At 55.0% G+C, this 16,261-nt stretch carries 16 protein-coding genes and 2 tRNA genes; 10 read left to right on the top strand and 8 right to left on the bottom strand.

Annotated features, from left to right (window positions below; genetic code table 11):
* Positions 1–3: 3 nt before the first annotated feature.
* On the bottom strand, positions 4–1,374 hold the full coding sequence (locus IPZ49_RS05415; protein ID WP_063146049.1) for a cystathionine beta-synthase: 1,371 nt from the start codon (positions 1,372–1,374) through the stop codon (positions 4–6).
* 399 nt (positions 1,375–1,773) lie between these two features.
* Here IPZ49_RS05415 and IPZ49_RS05410 point away from each other — a divergent pair, with 399 nt between their 5' ends.
* The 6 genes from IPZ49_RS05410 to IPZ49_RS05385 all read left to right on the top strand — a co-directional run bounded on the left by IPZ49_RS05410 (position 1,774) and on the right by IPZ49_RS05385 (position 6,447).
* Positions 1,774–2,796 (top strand): methionine ABC transporter ATP-binding protein, encoded by a 1,023-nt coding sequence (locus IPZ49_RS05410; protein WP_023299939.1) that lies wholly within the window; start codon positions 1,774–1,776, stop codon positions 2,794–2,796.
* Positions 2,789–3,457, top strand: coding sequence for a methionine ABC transporter permease (locus IPZ49_RS05405; protein ID WP_039273618.1), 669 nt, complete (start codon positions 2,789–2,791; stop codon positions 3,455–3,457). The genes IPZ49_RS05410 and IPZ49_RS05405 overlap by 8 nt, the downstream gene beginning before the upstream one ends.
* A gap of 23 nt (positions 3,458–3,480) precedes the next feature.
* The gene (locus IPZ49_RS05400; RefSeq protein ID WP_003857677.1) at positions 3,481–4,293 is read left to right on the top strand and encodes a MetQ/NlpA family ABC transporter substrate-binding protein; all 813 of its coding nucleotides are present in this window, start codon (positions 3,481–3,483) and stop codon (positions 4,291–4,293) included.
* A gap of 108 nt (positions 4,294–4,401) precedes the next feature.
* The gene (fumD, locus tag IPZ49_RS05395) at positions 4,402–4,611 is read left to right on the top strand and encodes a fumarate hydratase FumD (protein ID WP_003857676.1); all 210 of its coding nucleotides are present in this window, start codon (positions 4,402–4,404) and stop codon (positions 4,609–4,611) included.
* A gap of 117 nt (positions 4,612–4,728) precedes the next feature.
* Positions 4,729–4,896 (top strand): hypothetical protein, encoded by a 168-nt coding sequence (locus IPZ49_RS05390; protein ID WP_022647883.1) that lies wholly within the window; start codon positions 4,729–4,731, stop codon positions 4,894–4,896.
* A 144-nt stretch (positions 4,897–5,040) separates the two neighbouring features.
* Entirely contained in the window at positions 5,041–6,447 is a 1,407-nt protein-coding gene (locus IPZ49_RS05385) for a DUF1996 domain-containing protein (protein WP_063146048.1), read from the top strand.
* 56 nt (positions 6,448–6,503) lie between these two features.
* On the opposite strand, the gene IPZ49_RS05380 is transcribed toward IPZ49_RS05385, so the two are convergent.
* Positions 6,504–6,644, bottom strand: coding sequence for a hypothetical protein (locus tag IPZ49_RS05380; protein WP_003857665.1), 141 nt, complete (start codon positions 6,642–6,644; stop codon positions 6,504–6,506).
* Positions 6,645–6,769: 125 nt separating this feature from the next.
* Between IPZ49_RS05380 and IPZ49_RS05375 the strand changes: the two genes are divergently transcribed.
* Positions 6,770–7,552 carry a hypothetical protein gene (locus tag IPZ49_RS05375; protein ID WP_063146047.1) on the top strand — a complete coding sequence of 261 codons (783 nt, stop codon included), beginning with the start codon at positions 6,770–6,772 and terminating at the stop codon, positions 7,550–7,552.
* Positions 7,553–7,624: 72 nt separating this feature from the next.
* The gene (locus IPZ49_RS05370) at positions 7,625–8,260 is read left to right on the top strand and encodes a carbonic anhydrase (RefSeq protein WP_022647889.1); all 636 of its coding nucleotides are present in this window, start codon (positions 7,625–7,627) and stop codon (positions 8,258–8,260) included.
* A 28-nt stretch (positions 8,261–8,288) separates the two neighbouring features.
* Here IPZ49_RS05370 and IPZ49_RS05365 read toward each other — a convergent pair whose 3' ends face one another.
* From IPZ49_RS05365 to mdtK, 4 genes are all read right to left on the bottom strand, one after another.
* A complete protein-coding gene (locus IPZ49_RS05365) occupies positions 8,289–9,884 on the bottom strand; it encodes an FAD-NAD(P)-binding protein (protein ID WP_063137527.1) in 1,596 nt (531 codons plus the stop codon).
* A 122-nt stretch (positions 9,885–10,006) separates the two neighbouring features.
* Positions 10,007–10,083 (bottom strand) — tRNA-Val (locus IPZ49_RS05360).
* 4 nt (positions 10,084–10,087) lie between these two features.
* A tRNA-Val gene (locus tag IPZ49_RS05355) sits at positions 10,088–10,164 on the bottom strand.
* A 153-nt stretch (positions 10,165–10,317) separates the two neighbouring features.
* On the bottom strand, positions 10,318–11,691 hold the full coding sequence (mdtK, locus tag IPZ49_RS05350; protein WP_063146046.1) for an MdtK family multidrug efflux MATE transporter: 1,374 nt from the start codon (positions 11,689–11,691) through the stop codon (positions 10,318–10,320).
* Positions 11,692–11,916: 225 nt separating this feature from the next.
* Here mdtK and IPZ49_RS05345 point away from each other — a divergent pair, with 225 nt between their 5' ends.
* Positions 11,917–12,558, top strand: a complete 642-nt coding sequence (locus tag IPZ49_RS05345; RefSeq protein WP_022647892.1) for a riboflavin synthase — start codon at positions 11,917–11,919, stop codon at positions 12,556–12,558.
* A 30-nt stretch (positions 12,559–12,588) separates the two neighbouring features.
* On the opposite strand, the gene cfa is transcribed toward IPZ49_RS05345, so the two are convergent.
* Positions 12,589–13,737: a cyclopropane fatty acyl phospholipid synthase gene (gene cfa / locus IPZ49_RS05340; protein WP_022647893.1), complete on the bottom strand. Its 1,149-nt coding sequence runs from the start codon at positions 13,735–13,737 to the stop codon at positions 12,589–12,591.
* A gap of 298 nt (positions 13,738–14,035) precedes the next feature.
* Positions 14,036–15,235: a purine nucleoside transporter PunC gene (gene punC, locus IPZ49_RS05335; protein ID WP_063146045.1), complete on the bottom strand. Its 1,200-nt coding sequence runs from the start codon at positions 15,233–15,235 to the stop codon at positions 14,036–14,038.
* 112 nt (positions 15,236–15,347) lie between these two features.
* On the opposite strand from punC, the gene punR reads away from it, so the two are divergent.
* Complete coding sequence (gene punR / locus IPZ49_RS05330) at positions 15,348–16,259, top strand: DNA-binding transcriptional activator PunR (protein ID WP_022647895.1); 912 nt, start codon at positions 15,348–15,350, stop codon at positions 16,257–16,259.
* The last annotated feature ends 2 nt before the right edge of the window (positions 16,260–16,261 follow it).

Genomic DNA, 16,261 nt, shown 5'->3' with positions numbered 1-16,261 from the left:
CTTTTATTTCGTCAGGCGGTTACGCCAGGTGGTGAGTACGTCACTGCGTGTGATCAGACCCAGAAAGCGGTCTTCGTCATAAATAATCGCCACCAGGCCACGGTCAAAAATGGTGTACAGGGCGCTCTCCGGGGCCTGCTTATCCAGATATTCGACCTGACGCGTCATGGCCGCCGTCACGGGGAGAGAGAAGCGATCGGCATCTCCCCCGATGTGCCGCAGCAGGTCCCACTCGTCGATGATGCCGACAACATTGTTGTTATCGAGCACCGGCAGCTGGGAGATGTCGTACAGGCGCATGCGGGCCAGCACGGTGGAAAGCGTGTCGTCCGGGGCGGCAGTCACCGTCGCGCCTTCATCGTGGCGCAGGGCAATATAGTCCGAGAGATCGCCTGCCTGCGGACGCGAAATCAACCCCTGCTGGCGCATCCAGTCGTCGTTGAACATCTTTGAGAGGTATTTATTGCCGCTGTCGCAGGCGAAGGTGACCACACGTTTTGGCGTAGTCTGCGCCTGGCAATATTTCAGCGCCGCCGCCAGCAGCGTGCCGGTGGAGGAGCCTGCCAGGATCCCTTCCGTTTTTAGCAGATCGCGGGCGGTGGTGAACGCCTCGCGATCGGTAATGCGCCAGGCGCGGTTAACCCCTTCGATGTGCGCCAGCGGAGGGATAAAGTCTTCGCCAATCCCCTCAACCAGCCACGATCCGGCATCGTGATGGCGTCCGGTCTCAACCTGGTCCGCCAGCACCGACCCGGCCGGATCGGCAAGCACAAATTCCGTCTGCGGCGAATGTTCTGCAAACCACGCCTGTAAGCCGCCCAGCGTACCGCCGGACCCCACGCCGACGACGATGGCATCGATCTGGCCGTCAAGCTGTTCAAACAGTTCCGGTGCGGTAGTGGTGCGGTGCGCCAGCGGATTGGCCGCGTTATTGAACTGGTCGATATAAAACGCGCCTGGCAGTTCGTTCGCCAGCCGCCGGGCATAATCCTGGTAGTAGGCCGGATGCCCTTTATTCACATCCGAGCGGGTTAGCACGACCTGCGCCCCTAACGCGCGCAGGTGGAAAATCTTCTCGCGGCTCATTTTGTCCGGCACCACCAGGATCAGCGAGTATCCCTTTTGCGCCGCAATCAACGCCAGCCCCAGGCCGGTGTTCCCCGCCGTGGCTTCAATAATGGTGCCGCCAGGCCGTAGCTGCCCCATACGCTCGGCCTCGTTAATCATCGACAGCGCGACGCGGTCTTTAATCGAGCCGCCTGGATTCTGATTTTCCAGCTTCAGAAACAGCGAGCAGGGGCCGGTATCCAGCTTGTGCAGCTGGATGAGTGGCGTATGGCCAATTAGTTCGGTGACGGAGTGGTAAAGCGTCATGGTCATGTCCTGTGAAGAGGTGATGACCGGATGATAGGACCACGAAATTTTCTCAATAAAGAACGTTTCACTGGGTTTTAGAACAGAAAGGAATAATCCTTATGTTTTTGGATTGAAAGACAGCAAGACGTAAAGGTGCCCGGATGTGAGGATGGCTATATCAGTACGTAGTGCTGAAAAATTAACCAATTTCGTCGGATGAATGAGACCTGATATGCAAAAGGCAGATAATTATTGCAGATATTAATCTAAATGCTTTTCACCCTCCAGTTCGCTGCTTATTCCGCCGCATTATAAGAAATTCTTTTTTGGTCATTTAAAAGCTGATAACGGCTGTTTACTATCTTTTGGACATCCATACTGCTAAACCGCTATATGCGTAACGGATAACGAATAAGAATGATCGTACTCAGTAATATTTCGAAGGTTTTTGACAACGGGAAGCTGGCGCTGACAGCCGTTGATAACGTCAATTTGACGATAGAGCAGGGACAGATTTACGGGATCATTGGTTACAGCGGGGCCGGGAAAAGTACGCTTATCCGTCTGCTGAACGGTCTGGAAAAGCCCAGCGCCGGCAGCGTCACTATTAACGGTCAGGATATCTCCGCCGCGAAGGGAGAAGCGCTGCGTCAGGCACGCCTGAAAATCAGCATGGTGTTCCAGCACTTTAATCTGCTCTGGTCGCGCACGGTGAAGGAAAACATCGCCTTTTCAATGCAAATTGCCGGTGTGCCAAAAGCGCAAATTCAGGCTCGCGTTGCCGAGCTGGTGGAGCTGGTCGGCCTGAAGGGGCGCGAGAATGCCTACCCGTCGCAGCTGAGCGGCGGGCAAAAACAGCGTGTGGGCATTGCCCGCGCGCTGGCCAATCATCCGGACGTACTGCTGTGTGACGAAGCCACCTCGGCGCTAGATCCGCAGACCACCGATCAGATCCTCGATCTGCTCCTGGACATTAACCGTCGTTTTAACCTGACCATCGTACTCATTACGCATGAGATGCATGTGGTGCGCAAAATCTGCGACCGCGTGGCGGTAATGGAGAACGGCAAGGTGGTGGAAGAGGGGGAGGTGCTGAGCGTGTTTACACATCCTCAGCAGCCGATCACCCGGCAGTTTGTCCGCCAGGTGAGCCAGTACGCGGAGGAAGAGACCTTCAATACCGAACTGGCAAATGAGCTGGAGGGCGCGGTCATCAAGCTCACCTTCACCGGGCACAGCACGCACAGGCCGATCGTCGGAGAACTGACCCTGCGCTACGGCCTGCCGTTCAACATCCTGCACGGCAAAATGACGCAAACCGCTCACGGTGTTTTCGGGCAGCTCTGGGTGCACGTGGTGGCATCGGATGAACAACTGAACAATATCCTCGCCGACCTGAAGCAAAGCGATATTGAAGGCGAGGTAATCAAGCATGGCTGAAGAACTCTTTCCGCACCTGAAGTGGGATCAACTTTGGGCTGCAACCCAGGAGACGCTCTACATGACCGCGCTTTCCGGCGTGGCGACGTTTGTTCTGGGGATCGCGCTCGGTCTGGCGCTGTTTTTAACCGCCCGCGGCGGGTTATTCCACAACCGCACGGTCTACAGCGTGATGTCGATTGTGGTGAACGTGTTCCGCTCGATTCCGTTCATCATTCTCATTGTTCTGCTGATCCCGTTCACCAAGACCGTTGTGGGGACCATTCTCGGCGCTAACGCTGCGCTGCCCGCCCTGATTGTGGGCGCCGCGCCGTTCTACGCCCGTCTGGTCGAGATTGCCCTGCGGGAAGTGGATAAAGGGGTAATTGAAGCCACGCGTTCGATGGGCGCGCGGCTGAGCACGTTAGTGTTTCGGGTTTTACTGCCGGAATCTTCACCCGCACTGGTTTCAGGTATGACGGTGACGCTGATTGCGCTGGTGAGCTACAGCGCAATGGCGGGGGTGATAGGTGCCGGCGGTTTGGGAAATCTGGCTTATCTGGAAGGATTCCAGCGCAACCATGGTGACGTCACGCTGGTGGCAACGGTGACCATTCTGATCATCGTGTTCATTATCCAGTTCTGCGGCGATGTCATTACTTCACTGTTAGATAAACGCTAATAAATACACACAGGAACCACATCATGAAAAAGACACTGACACTGATCGCCGCAGCCACCCTGAGCGCCCTGAGCTTTGCCTCCTGGGCGGACACGCTCACCGTGGGGGCGTCCAACACCCCGCACGCGGAAATTCTGGAGCAGGCTAAGCCGATTCTGGCGAAGCAGGGGATCGATCTGGAGATTAAACCGTTCCAGGACTACATTCTGCCAAACACGGCGCTGGCAGGGCATGACATTGATGCCAACTATTTCCAGCACATCCCTTACCTGAACAGCGTGCTTAAAGATCATGCGGGCGATAAGGATTATGATTTTGTCAGTGCAGGCGCAATCCACATTGAGCCGATCGGTATCTATTCAAAAAAATACAAATCGCTGAAGGATCTGCCGGAAGGCGGCAAAATCATCATGCGTGATGCGGTTTCCGAGGAAGGGCGTATTCTGTCCATCTTCGAAAAAGAGGGCGTGATCAAGCTGAAGCCAGGCATCGATAAAGTGACCGCGCGCATCAGTGATATTGTGGAGAACCCGAAAAAGCTGCAATTCACCCCTAACGTCGAGGCATCTCTGCTGCCGCAGATGTACAACAACGACGAAGGTGCTGCGGTGGTGATCAACGCCAACTACGCAATTGATGCTGGTCTGGATCCGGTCCACGATCCAATTGCGGTTGAAAGCGGTGAGAATAACCCGTACGCCAACATCATTACCGTTCATCGCGGTGATGAGAAGAAGAAGGATATCGTCGCGCTGGTGAACGTGCTGCACTCCAAAGAGATTCAGGACTGGATCCGCACCAAATACAAAGGCGCGGTCATCCCGGTAAACAACTAATCGCCTGATTTTCCAGACGAAGCCCGGCGAACAACACGCCGGGCTTCTTTTTTGTATCCAGCCGACGAATGATTTAAGCTGACGGTTTAGGGCAACGGAGTGATGGCAATGGGCAATGTGACCAAAGACGAAGCGCTGTACCAGGAGATGTGTCGGGTGGTAGGCAAGGTCGTTCTGGAGATGCGTGACTTAGGGCAGGAGCCCAAGCATATCGTGATTGCCGGGGTACTACGTACCGCGCTGGCGAACCAGCGCGTTAAGCGCAGTGAGTTGACCACCAAAGCGATGGAAACGGTGGTTAAAGCGCTGGCCGGTTAGGACGAAGCGTCTCGCGAGTTTTTCAGATCCCGCATATCAACAGTCATTATTGTTATTTCCTCTTCATGATGAAGGCGTGTTTAACTGAGTCCAGGTTAAGCGAGAAGGGTAATGACGATGAAAAAATGGATAAGCACGTTACGGCGGTTTTTTGCGCCCCGACCAGCGAATGCGGAGAACAGCGCGCAACGTGTTCTTGAGTCAATACTGCCTGTCGCCAGCCTCTATGGCGTGGACGTAGCCAACATCGACCCGGAGTGGTTCTATGTTAAAACGTCACGCTGAACTTCGCCGGACGCGCGAAATGTACTGGAATGAGCTGTGCGTGATGCGTGTAAAGTGAGAATGAAGGGAAAAATGCCCTGGCTAATCCTCGGTAAACGATAGCCGTTTTGTTACCACTATCTCCTTTCTCAGATGGAGATGATAATGAAACGGACAGTATTAACCCCCGCGCTTTCTGCCACCGTGCTATTGCTTGCCATGCAGGCGGCACACGCTGGTCCACAGGCGCATGTTGTATGCAGTTATTCCCATACCCTCGGCGATGATGCCATTATGATGTACGGCATGCCCAACGAGGCCATGCTGCACGATTTTTTTGGTAACGTGCAAACGGATGCTTACTCCAGCCGTGAATCGCTGCGTACCCAGGAAAAGACCACCTGCGATAACAAAGCAGACAGCTCGGCCTACTGGGCTCCGTCGCTAAAATTACCGGACGGAACGGTGGTCAAACCCGCCTATCAAAAAACCTATTATCAGGCATCGAACGTTGACGCCTGGCCGCTGCACCCGTTCCCGGCGGGGCTGTCGCTGCTGGCAGGCGATCATCACGGCACTGCGCCAAATCCACATATCACCTTTTTATGCGCCAACGGCAAGGGCTACACCACCAGAACGGGTGAAGTCTGCGGCTTACGCAAGGCGAAGGATGCCGTGCAGTTTAATATCGGCGTTCAGTTCCCGAACTGCTGGGACGGGGTCAACCTGAAGCCCGCCCACGGCCTGGCTAACGCCATCTACGATACGAAAGGACAGTGTCCGTCCGCCTTCCCGGTGAAGATCCCGACGGTGAACATGAATATTGCGTACGTGCTTCCGACAATTAGCTCTCTGGATACCAGCAAAGTCCAGCTTTCCCTCGACCCCACCATGCATGGCAGTGAACGTGAAGAGCGATGGGGGAGCCTGTATACGGCGCATGCTGACTTCATGAACGGCTGGACGGAAGATGCCGCGCGCTTTATGACCGATCTGTGCATGAACCGCGGAATGGATTGCGGCACCACCGTGCCGTATGGTTATTCAAAAGCGAAGGCCAACGTCTGGCTCAGCAGCATGGAACCCGCACTTTCACAACCCGATCCCCAGGTCTTACTGGTGCAGGATAACTGGAAGAACGGTGGACGCACGAAAAACAGCGAAACATTGTCGCTGGTGAAGTTCAACATCCCTCCGCTGCCTGCCGGACAGGATCCTGCCCAGTTTAAATACCGCGTGAGAATTTATGGCGGGAAAGTGGAAACCAACGGCGCTGATCAAATCTTCTTCTATCCGGCGAGCAACGACTGGGATCCGGCCACCGTGAGCTGGCATTCACGGCCGCCCTGCAACTATCGCTCGGATGCGGTGCTTTACCTGAACCACTCCCGCGAATACCGGATGGTGGACGTGGATAAAGCGGTGCGCAAGGCGCTGGCAGAAGGGAAAACTGAAATTTCGTGGTATATCGGCGGCGATCGTCAGGGAAACCACTATCAGTTTGAGACGGGGTCATCTCAACAAAGCCTGATCCTGATGCTGACCGGGTTTAGCAAAACGCCGGAGATCTGATAGCGGGTAGCAAATGTATTCATAAAAAAAGCACCGGGGAGCCCGGTGCTTTTTCTTCAGATCTTGCAGGCATCGCCGCAGTCGTCATCGGCGACAATCGCCTGGGCTTTTTTATCCGCATCGTCGAGACGTTCTGCGTTGCGCTCTTCTGCTTCATCCAGCCCGTTAAAGACTAAGTTATCGAGATCAATTTCCATGTGCCACCTGCGTTATTCAGTTTTTGATACTGGCACAGTATAAGTCAAAAAAAGCGGGCCAGGCACCCCTCAGCACATATGGATAATCCCTGCCATACTCAGTGCTTTATTGCTGAGGAAAGCCGATGATTACACTCTGTAAAACCTGCGGTACCGCTTACGATGAACAGCCCAAAAACTGCCCGATTTGCGACGATGAGCGCCAGTATGTCCCGGTGACGGGCCAGGCATGGTCGGACTTCGACAGCCTTACGACCACGCACACCAACAAATGGCAACAGCTGGAGCCACAGCTGTTCAGCATCAAAACCGTTCCCGCTTTTGCCATCAACCAGCGGGCGCTTCTGCTGAGTACGCCGCAGGGCAATGTTCTGTGGGACTGCATCGCTAACCTCGATCCGGCGACCAGAGCGTTAGTTGACGCGCTCGGGGGCATCAGCGCGATCGCGATTTCGCACCCGCATTACTACACCACCATGCAGGAGTGGGCCGCCGCGTTTAACGCGCCGATCTATCTGCACGCCAGCGATCGGCAGTGGGTGATGCGTGACAGTCCGGCGATACGCTTCTGGGAGGAGGACGCCCTGGAGATTATGCCGTCGGTGACGCTGCTGCGTCTGGGCGGGCATTTTGCAGGCGGCACGGTGCTGCACTGGCAGTCAGGCGACGGCGTGCTGCTGGCCGGTGATATTTTGCAGGTTACGCCTGGTAAGGACGCCGTGTCGTTTATGTGGAGTTATCCGAATATGCTGCCGCTGCCTGCCCGCACCGTTGAGGCGGTGATCGGTCGACTGACCGGGAAAACGTACCAGCGACTGTACGGGGCCTTTGAAGGGCAAAACATCCCGGCGAACGCAGATGAGATTGTGCAGCGGTCGGGCCAGAAATATATTGCTTGTCTCCGCTAAGGCACGGTGGTTAAATTTTACGAGTGTGATCGCGATCATACCTAAACTAAAACAGATAAAAGAGAAATGGCTATGCAACATATCATTGAAGGTTTTCTCAGCTTTCAAAAAGAGATTTTCCCGCAACGTAAAGAGCTTTTTCGTAGTTTAGCGTCCAGTCAGAATCCCAAAGCGCTGTTTATCTCCTGCTCCGACAGCCGTCTGGTTCCGGAACTGGTCACGCAGCAGGAGCCAGGACAGCTCTTTGTCATTCGAAACGCGGGCAACATTGTGCCACCGTTCGGGCCGGAGCCTGGCGGTGTCTCTGCAACCATCGAATACGCGGTAGTGGCCCTTGGCGTGACCGATATTGTTATTTGCGGCCACTCCAACTGCGGCGCGATGAAGGCGATTGCTGACAACGCCGATCTGGAGCCGATGCCAGCCGTTTCCCACTGGCTGCGCTATTCTGATGCGGCAAAAGCGGTGGTTGAGAAGAAAACCTGGGATCAGCCAATCGATAAAGTGAATGCGATGGTGCAGGAGAACGTCTTTGCTCAGCTGAGCAACATCAAGACCCATCCGTCGGTGGCGGTAGGCCTGCGCAACAACGCCATTCGCCTGCACGGCTGGGTGTATGATATTGAAAGCGGCAAAATCCTTGCCCTGGACAAGAACACTAAATCCTTCGTGTCGTTGTCGGAAAACCCGGAAGTCTTCTTCGAGTAATCCGACACCGCAGGGCAGGGAAGCCCTGTTAAAACTCCATGAAAGGTAATTTTCGTCGCACGCCCGACGCAGGATTCCCCGCCGCTTTCGCCATCGCTTTACCAATTTCAGCGCACTCAGACAAACCCTGAACAAACGGATGATCGTGCATCAGCCAGGGGATCGCCCCAAAAGCGATACGTCCGCGCAGAGACGCAGGTGACAGCAACGTGTAGTCTTCCCCCACGTCCGGTATCTCATCCCCCGTTTCCTCAAGCTGTTTGCGCAGCGTCGGGAAGGGAATATCCTTATTTTTGAGCGGTTTCTGCCCGCGGGCATCGATAAAGACGTCGAAGCGATAACGCTTTTCTTTCGTGGTGATGACGGTCTGATCGCTGCCGATATCCAGGGCGTAATCATCACCGAGTGCGACTACGCTAATGATCCCTGCCTCGCGCAGTGCCAGTAACCGGCGGATAGACTGCGGTGGAATGGCGGCATAGTTATCAATAAACACACGCTCCAGCCCGGATTTAAACCGTTCTCTGTCACGTTCATTGAGTGAAGGGACAATGGCCTGAACTACTTCATGCAGACGAAGCACGGTATAGCGCCAGGCAACGGTGCGTTTCTCGCACTTATTGCGCTCCACTTCTTTCAGATTCGCTTCGGCCCAGGTGAAAGGACCATGCTTTTTACGATCCTCAAACCAGACATCACGAAGCGTGTCAGCATTCAGCGTGCCGATCGCTATCGCCTGGCACCAGCGCGGATCGGCCAGCTCAAGCTCTTTCACCATCAGCGCAAAGATGCGGTCAAGCAGCCCGTCAGGGCCTTTGGCAATTTCGCTTTCTGCCACAGACTCCGTTAACACCGACAGCGGTTCATAAGGGATAGGGCAGTAAAAGTCGGCCTCCGGAAGAACGCCCGAGCGGGACATCAGCGTGATGTTTAGCCCCTCACTACCTTTATTGACAACGAACTGCTCCCCGCTAAACCGACCATGCTGCATTACTACCGCCATAGCAGCGTCCAGTCCGCTGAGGGAGGTACCCATAATCCCCACCTCACAGGCTCGGATATCCGCGTCCATCAGCCCCGACCATGGGCTTGGGAAATAGTCGCGGGTGGATTCATCTTCATCAGGCCAGACGTGACCGGTGGCGACCACTGCAAGATCAAACCGCCTTGAGAAAGGGGCATCGTTCACTGACAGGGCCACGCCGTCTGCATCAGCCTTAATATCAGTGACTTCTGCGTTGGGGTGAACCTCGATATGAAACCCAGCCTTTTTCGCCTCGGCAACGACGGCGAGAAAACGGTCGTGGAAATATTCACCCAGCAGAATACGGGGCAAAAACTGCCGGTCGTGCAGTTTGTCTTTGTCGACGTTATAGCGGGCAAGATGGGCTTCACTCTGCTGTTTGAGCCAGTCGAGGTAGGTGATAAAAATGGGCGGGATTTCGATACTGGCGATATTCGCCAGCATCAGCCGGGAGTTATCCTCGTCGCTGTAGGGCATCCCAACGCCGGGTTGGTCTGCTTTTTCGAACACGGTGATCGACAGCGGTGCTGCGTTGTTAAGAAGTGAGTAAAAGGTGTAAATCCCTGTTGGGCCTGAGCCGATAATGGCAATTTTTTTCATCGAAAGCGTTCCTGCGTTTCTGAACCATAGAATAAGCGTAGCAGGAGAAAGGTTAAGTCATTCAATGAAGGGAAAAATTAAGACGTTCAGAAGAGGATTTTTGCACCATTTCAGGACTGAAATGGTGCGTCCGAGTGGACTCGAACCACCGACCCCCACCATGTCAAGGTGGTGCTCTAACCAACTGAGCTACGGACGCAGAATGGTGCGTTCAATTGGACTCGAACCAACGACCCCCACCATGTCAAGGTGGTGCTCTAACCAACTGAGCTATGAACGCATTGTGTTGTCGGTGACAACGGGGACGAATATTAGCGGCACAGCCCCAAGGTGGCAAGAGGGAAAATGCATTTTTCTCTCTGATTTCACGCGATTGCTTCATTACCGCGCAAAGTGAAGAGAAAGTAGCCGCCAGCCGGCGGCTACAGGGTCATTAACGTGCAGCGCGCTGCAAAATAACCGTAGAGGGCTGACGTTGCAGGAAGCGCATGCGCAGCATCATCATAATGGCTGCAGACGTTAAGCCGATGATAAAGCCCATCCAGAATCCGGCTGGCCCCATGCGATCCACCACCAGATCCGTGAGCGCCAGAATATACCCACTCGGCAGGCCCAGAACCCAGTAAGCGATAAAGGTGATAAAGAAGATGGAACGCGTATCTTTATACCCACGCAGCACGCCGCTGCCAATTACCTGGATGGAGTCAGAGATCTGGTAAATGGCCGCAAGCAGCATCAAATGCGAGGCCAGGGTCACTACTTCCGGGTTGTCGTTATAGAGCAGGGCAATTTGCTCACGCAACAGCACGGTAAAGAGCGCGGTACAGACTGCCATGCAGACGCCGACGCCCAGCCCGGTGCGGGCTGCCGTTTGCGCATCCAGCGTCGAGCCTTGCCCCAGACGGAACCCCACGCGAATCGTCACCGCAGCAGCAAGGGACATCGGCAGGACGAACATCAAAGAGCTGAAGTTCAGGGCGATCTGGTGGCCTGCCACGTCAATAATCCCTAACGGCGAGACCAGCAGGGCGACAACGGCAAACAGCGTCACTTCAAAGAACAGCGCCAGCGCAATGGGCAGACCCAGCTGTGTCAGGCGGGTCAACATCGACCAGTCCGGCGTGCTAAAGGTGGTGTCGTTGCGAATGTCGCGCATGGATCGCGCATGCTTAATATAGGTGAGCATGCTTCCGAACATCACCCAGTACACCGCTGCCGTCGCCACGCCACAGCCCACGCCGCCGAGTTCCGGCATGCCAAAATGACCGTAGATGAAGATGTAGTTCACGGGAATGTTCACCAGCAAGCCGATAAAGCCCATCACCATGCCCGGCTTGGTTTTTGCCAGCCCTTCACACTGGTTACGAGCCACCTGGAAGAAGAGATAACCGGGCGCGCCCCAGAGCAGGGCGCGCAGATAACCGACTGCTTTATCTGCCAGCGCCGGGTCGATATTATGCATGGCGCGAATAATATACCCGGCGTTCCACAGGACGATCATAATCAGGACGGAGACACCCCCGGCCAGCCAGAAGCCCTGGCGCACCTGATGGGCTACGCGGTCGCGTCGACCGGAGCCGTTAAGCTGCGCGATAACGGGCGTCAGCGCCAGCAGCAGGCCGTGACCAAACAGAATGGCCGGGAGCCAGATTGAGGTTCCGATCGCCACGGCGGCCATATCGGTGGCGCTGTAACCACCGGCCATTACCGTATCCACAAATCCCATTGCGGTTTGGGCTACCTGCGCGACGATCACCGGTATGGCCAGTGCCAATAACTGACGCGCTTCGATCATATACTTCTGCACGTGAACACCTTTGTATTGTAGTTATTTGAGAGACTAAAAAGGCCGCCGTTACTGGCAGCAAGAAGAAAAAACAGAGGGATGCCAGCTATTGTAGCGGGGTTTAACTAATTATCTAGTGAAAAAATCGCCAGAAATTGCGCATCACTGGCAACCTGTTTTTTCAACTGTTATTGTGGTGGGATTATACGGTGTCATCGCCGTTCGGAATGAACAGGAGCTGTAAGCATGTTTACTGGTATTGTGCAGGGCACTGCCAAAGTGGTGTCCATTGATGAAAAACCGAATTTCCGCACTCACGTAGTTGAGCTGCCTGAATATATGCTCGACGGCATTGAAACCGGGGCGTCGATAGCGCATAACGGCTGCTGCCTGACGGTGACCGAAATTAACGGTAACCAGATAAGCTTTGATTTAATGAAAGAGACGCTGCGGATCACTAACCTGGGTGAGCTGGTGGTGGGGGATACCGTCAACGTTGAACGTGCGGCGAAATTCAGCGATGAGATTGGCGGGCATCTGATGTCCGGCCATATTATGACCACTGCAGAAGTGGCGAAAATCGTGACCTCGGAAAATAACCGTCAAATCTGGTTTAAGGTGCAGGATCCGTCATTAATGAAATACATCCTTTATAAAGGATTTATTGGCATCGATGGGATTAGTCTGACCGTCGGTGAAGTGACGCCAACGCGTTTTTGCGTGCATTTAATTCCTGAAACGCTGCAACGTACTACGCTTGGCGCAAAAAAACTGGGGCAGCGCGTAAATATCGAAATTGATCCGCAGACCCAGGCGGTCGTGGATACCGTTGAGCGCGTGCTGGCGGCGAAAGAGGCGGCGATAATAAAGGCCGTGGAAGAAGAATAAAAAATAACCCCGGTTACCCGGGGTTATTTTTCAGCGGGCCACGCGCAGGCCGTGCTCAATCCCACGACTAAACACCACTTGCCACAGCTGTATATCCCGCGCGCGGAACGCACCCGCGCAGGCATTAAGATAATAGCTGAACATCCGTTTGAATCGTTCCGAATAGTTGTCGGCGATTTCAGGCCATGCAGCCTGGAAACGTTCATGCCAGGCCATCAGCGTGGTGTCGTAATCTGCGCCGAAGTTATGCCAGTCTTCCACAATAAAATGCGGTTCGCTGGCGTTCGCAATCTGGCGAACAGAGGGCAAACAACCATTCGGGAAGATATATTTGTTGATCCAGGGATCCACATTGTTATCGGTGCGTTTAGAGCCGATGGTGTGTAGCAGGAAAATTCCGTCAGGCTTCAGGTTATGGTCGGCGACGTCGAAATAAGTCTTGTAGTTCTTTGGCCCCACGTGCTCGAACATACCCACGGAAACAATCCGATCGAACTGCTCATTCAGGTCGCGGTAATCCTGAAGCCGAATATCGACATCCAGACCCAGACAGCGTTCCTGTGCCATCTTCTGCTGTTCAGCTGAAATCGTGACGCCGACTACGCTGACACCGTAATGTTTCGCCATAAACCAGGCAAGGCCGCCCCAACCACAGCCGATGTCCAGCACGCGCATGCCGGGCTGCAACTGCAACTTATCGCAAATCAGCTGTAGCTTATCCTGCTGCGCCTCTTCCAGGGTTGTCGCTTTTTTCCAGTATCCGCAGGAGTACTGCATTAACGGGTCGAGCATACGGCTGAAAAGATCGTTGCCCAGGTCATAATGCTCTTTACCGACGATCCACGCGCGCTTTTTACTTTGCAGATTGAACAGGCGGGCGGAGGCGATACGTAACGTATCTTTGAAATGACGAGGGAGCTGATTTTCAAGACCGGCGCGTAAAACGCTGGAGAAGAACATATCCAGCCGCTCACACTCCCACCAGCCGTCCATATAGCTTTCACCCAGCCCTAACGATCCCTCCTGTAACACGCGTTTGAAAAAATCGGGATGTTTAATCTGGGGGTCGGAAGGGGATGAGCCATTAATCGTAATGCCCGCACGTCCCAACAGTTCACTGACGATCCGGGACCAGTTATCGTCCGGAACGCTGACTTCTTCTATACACGATGAACTCATAGCTTCTCCATCACCTTGCTGTGATCAGAACCTTAAAACAGCGTAGACGCTTTTTTGGTTTGTGAGAAATCTCACGGTAAATGCCCGCGAGGCTAATATCCGACGTAGAACAGAGGAAGGGAGATAACCCTTGCCGAAATGCCTTCCATGGTAAAACGGGAGCGCTCCGGCTCCCGTTAACACTTAATATTTATCGTATTTAATCGAACCAAATTCAGTATAGGCCGCAAAATTTGGTGATTCAACAGAAAATTGTTAGCAACCTAATCACTGGTTTTTAACATAGTTTCCCGCGTAATCAGGCGTGCGACGTTTCTGTCTGCGCGTTTTCACTCTGCTCGCGATGGGCGGAGGACTGCATGCGATAACCCAATCCTGCCAGCACAACGGTGACCAGCATCACGCTGGTGGTGGTGAGCAGCGGGGTTGCAATCAATGCAGAGACCACGAGACTTGCCAGGAAGCACAGGCCAAGTTGCAGGGTATTTTGCAGCGCGGCAGCGCGGCCTGTCGCCTGAGGGAATGGACGCAGCGCCTGGGCTACAACAATAGGGTAAATGGCCCCGTTAGCGATCGCCATGACGCAGAACGGAATCAAAATTTCTGCAAGCCCGGCGCCGGGAATAAAGCCGACAGCCCAGGTCGCAATCACGCTTAGCGCATACAGCACCAGCAGCCAGGGCAGCATCTGCTGGCCTTCCCATTTTTGCAGCGCGGCGCGACAGCCATAGCCACCCACCAGGAAGGCGATGGTCTGTGGTACATAGCTCAGGCCGATAGCCGCCGGGCTGTAGCCCATGTCATGCAGAATGAACGGTGAACCGGTAAGCCAGGCAAAGAAGCTGGCAGAGCAGGCGGCATAAATCAGCACGTTACCGCGATAGGCTTTCGACAGCAGTAAAGAGGTAAAGGTGATGGGCTTCGCGTCCGGATGCGTCTCTTTTTTATGCGCAGGTTTAAGCCCGAACGCGGGCAGCATCAGGACCAGCGTGATCGCAAATAGCGTGGCGAAAATGGCCTGCCAGTCGAAATGCGCCAGGATCCAGCTGCCCAGCAGCGGAGCGAGCGCCGGAGACAGGCCGACCAGCGGCATGATGGTGGCGAAAATGCGGTTAGTGCGTGATGCGGGGTAGTAATCGGTCACCAGCGCCTGCCAGGTCACCGCTGCGGCGCAGACACCGACCGCTTGAATAAAGCGCAGCGCCAGCAGCCAGGCGGCATCGCGGACCCACAGCATGCCCAGACAGCCTACGGCAAAAATCGCCAGCCCCAACAACAGGACGGGCTTACGGCCAAAACGATCCGAGAGCGGCCCCCACAGCAATTGCGCAAAAGCAAAGCCGGCGAGGAACAAACTTAAACTGGCGCTGATGGCGGCGGCAGGGGTTTGCAAATCTTCCTGCATCGCGGCGAACGCGGGCAGATACATATCGGTCGCCAAAAAGCCCAGCACGCTTAAGCCGCCGAGCCAGACTAAAAATCCTTTCCTGGGTTGCACTGTTTTTCTCCTGAGGAGGCAGGTGTACGTTGGCGCAGAGTGTAGGGAGTGCAAAGCAGCTTGTGAAACGCTAATATTTGGTGGGTGCATTCAAAAAATTTGCAGGCTAAAGATGTGGTCAGATTATTCCCTTGAAGTGGTTGATGCCGTGGCGCGTAACGGCAGCTTTACCGGTGCCGCCCAGGAGTTGCACCGCGTTCCCTCGGCTATCAGCTATACGGTGCGCCAGCTGGAGGCGTGGCTGGCGGTCCCGCTGTTCGAGCGGCGTCATCGCGACGTGGAGCTCACGCCTGCCGGCGCGTGGTTTTTGAAGGAAGGCCGGTCTGTTATCAAAAAAATGCAGATCACCCGTGAGCAGTGCCAGCAGATCGCCAACGGCTGGCGCGGACATCTCGCTATCGCGGTGGATAACATCGTTAAGCCGGAGCGGACCCGGCAGATGATCGTCGATTTCTATCGTCATTTTTCCGACGTCGAACTGCGTGTGTCGCAGGAAGTGTTCAACGGCGTATGGGATGCGCTGGCGGACGGCAGGGCGGAGATGGCGATTGGTGCAACCCAGGCGATCCCGGTTGGCGGGCGCTACGCGTTTCGCGACATGGGCATGCTGAGCTGGACCTGCGTGGTCGCGCGCGATCACCCGCTGGCGGCGCTGGACGGGCCGCTGAGTGATGACACCTTACGCAACTGGCCCTCGCTGGTGCTGGAAGATACCTCCCGCTCGCTGCCCAAGCGCATTACCTGGCTGCTGGATAATCAGCGCCGCGTGGTTGCGCCGGACTGGGAGTCGTCAGCCACCTGTCTGAGCGCGGGGCTGTGCGTTGGCATGGTGCCGGTGCATTTTGCGCGCCCGCGCATCGACGCGGGAGAGTGGGTGGCTCTGACGCTGGAAAATCCTTTCCCGGATGCTGCATGCTGTCTGACGTGGCAGCAAAACGACGTCTCGCCCGCCATGGCCTGGCTGCTGGATTATCTGGGAGACAGCGAAACGCTGAACCGGGAGTGGTTGCGGGGACCAGCGTAGCT

Origin of the sequence: Enterobacter cloacae complex sp. S2, assembly GCF_015159675.1 — a bacterium.
Lineage (GTDB): Bacteria > Pseudomonadota > Gammaproteobacteria > Enterobacterales > Enterobacteriaceae > Enterobacter > Enterobacter intestinihominis.
This window is presented reverse-complemented; position numbering and strand designations above follow the sequence as displayed.

Coding starts and splice junctions, on each gene's coding strand:
- IPZ49_RS05415 (WP_063146049.1), bottom strand. CDS start 1,374: ATGACGCTTTACCACTCCGTCACCGAACTAATTGGCCATACGCCACTC.
- IPZ49_RS05410 (WP_023299939.1), top strand. CDS start 1,774: ATGATCGTACTCAGTAATATTTCGAAGGTTTTTGACAACGGGAAGCTG.
- IPZ49_RS05405 (WP_039273618.1), top strand. CDS start 2,789: ATGGCTGAAGAACTCTTTCCGCACCTGAAGTGGGATCAACTTTGGGCT.
- IPZ49_RS05400 (WP_003857677.1), top strand. CDS start 3,481: ATGAAAAAGACACTGACACTGATCGCCGCAGCCACCCTGAGCGCCCTG.
- fumD (WP_003857676.1), top strand. CDS start 4,402: ATGGGCAATGTGACCAAAGACGAAGCGCTGTACCAGGAGATGTGTCGG.
- IPZ49_RS05390 (WP_022647883.1), top strand. CDS start 4,729: ATGAAAAAATGGATAAGCACGTTACGGCGGTTTTTTGCGCCCCGACCA.
- IPZ49_RS05385 (WP_063146048.1), top strand. CDS start 5,041: ATGAAACGGACAGTATTAACCCCCGCGCTTTCTGCCACCGTGCTATTG.
- IPZ49_RS05380 (WP_003857665.1), bottom strand. CDS start 6,644: ATGGAAATTGATCTCGATAACTTAGTCTTTAACGGGCTGGATGAAGCA.
- IPZ49_RS05375 (WP_063146047.1), top strand. CDS start 6,770: ATGATTACACTCTGTAAAACCTGCGGTACCGCTTACGATGAACAGCCC.
- IPZ49_RS05370 (WP_022647889.1), top strand. CDS start 7,625: ATGCAACATATCATTGAAGGTTTTCTCAGCTTTCAAAAAGAGATTTTC.
- IPZ49_RS05365 (WP_063137527.1), bottom strand. CDS start 9,884: ATGAAAAAAATTGCCATTATCGGCTCAGGCCCAACAGGGATTTACACC.
- IPZ49_RS05345 (WP_022647892.1), top strand. CDS start 11,917: ATGTTTACTGGTATTGTGCAGGGCACTGCCAAAGTGGTGTCCATTGAT.
- cfa (WP_022647893.1), bottom strand. CDS start 13,737: ATGAGTTCATCGTGTATAGAAGAAGTCAGCGTTCCGGACGATAACTGG.
- punR (WP_022647895.1), top strand. CDS start 15,348: ATGTGGTCAGATTATTCCCTTGAAGTGGTTGATGCCGTGGCGCGTAAC.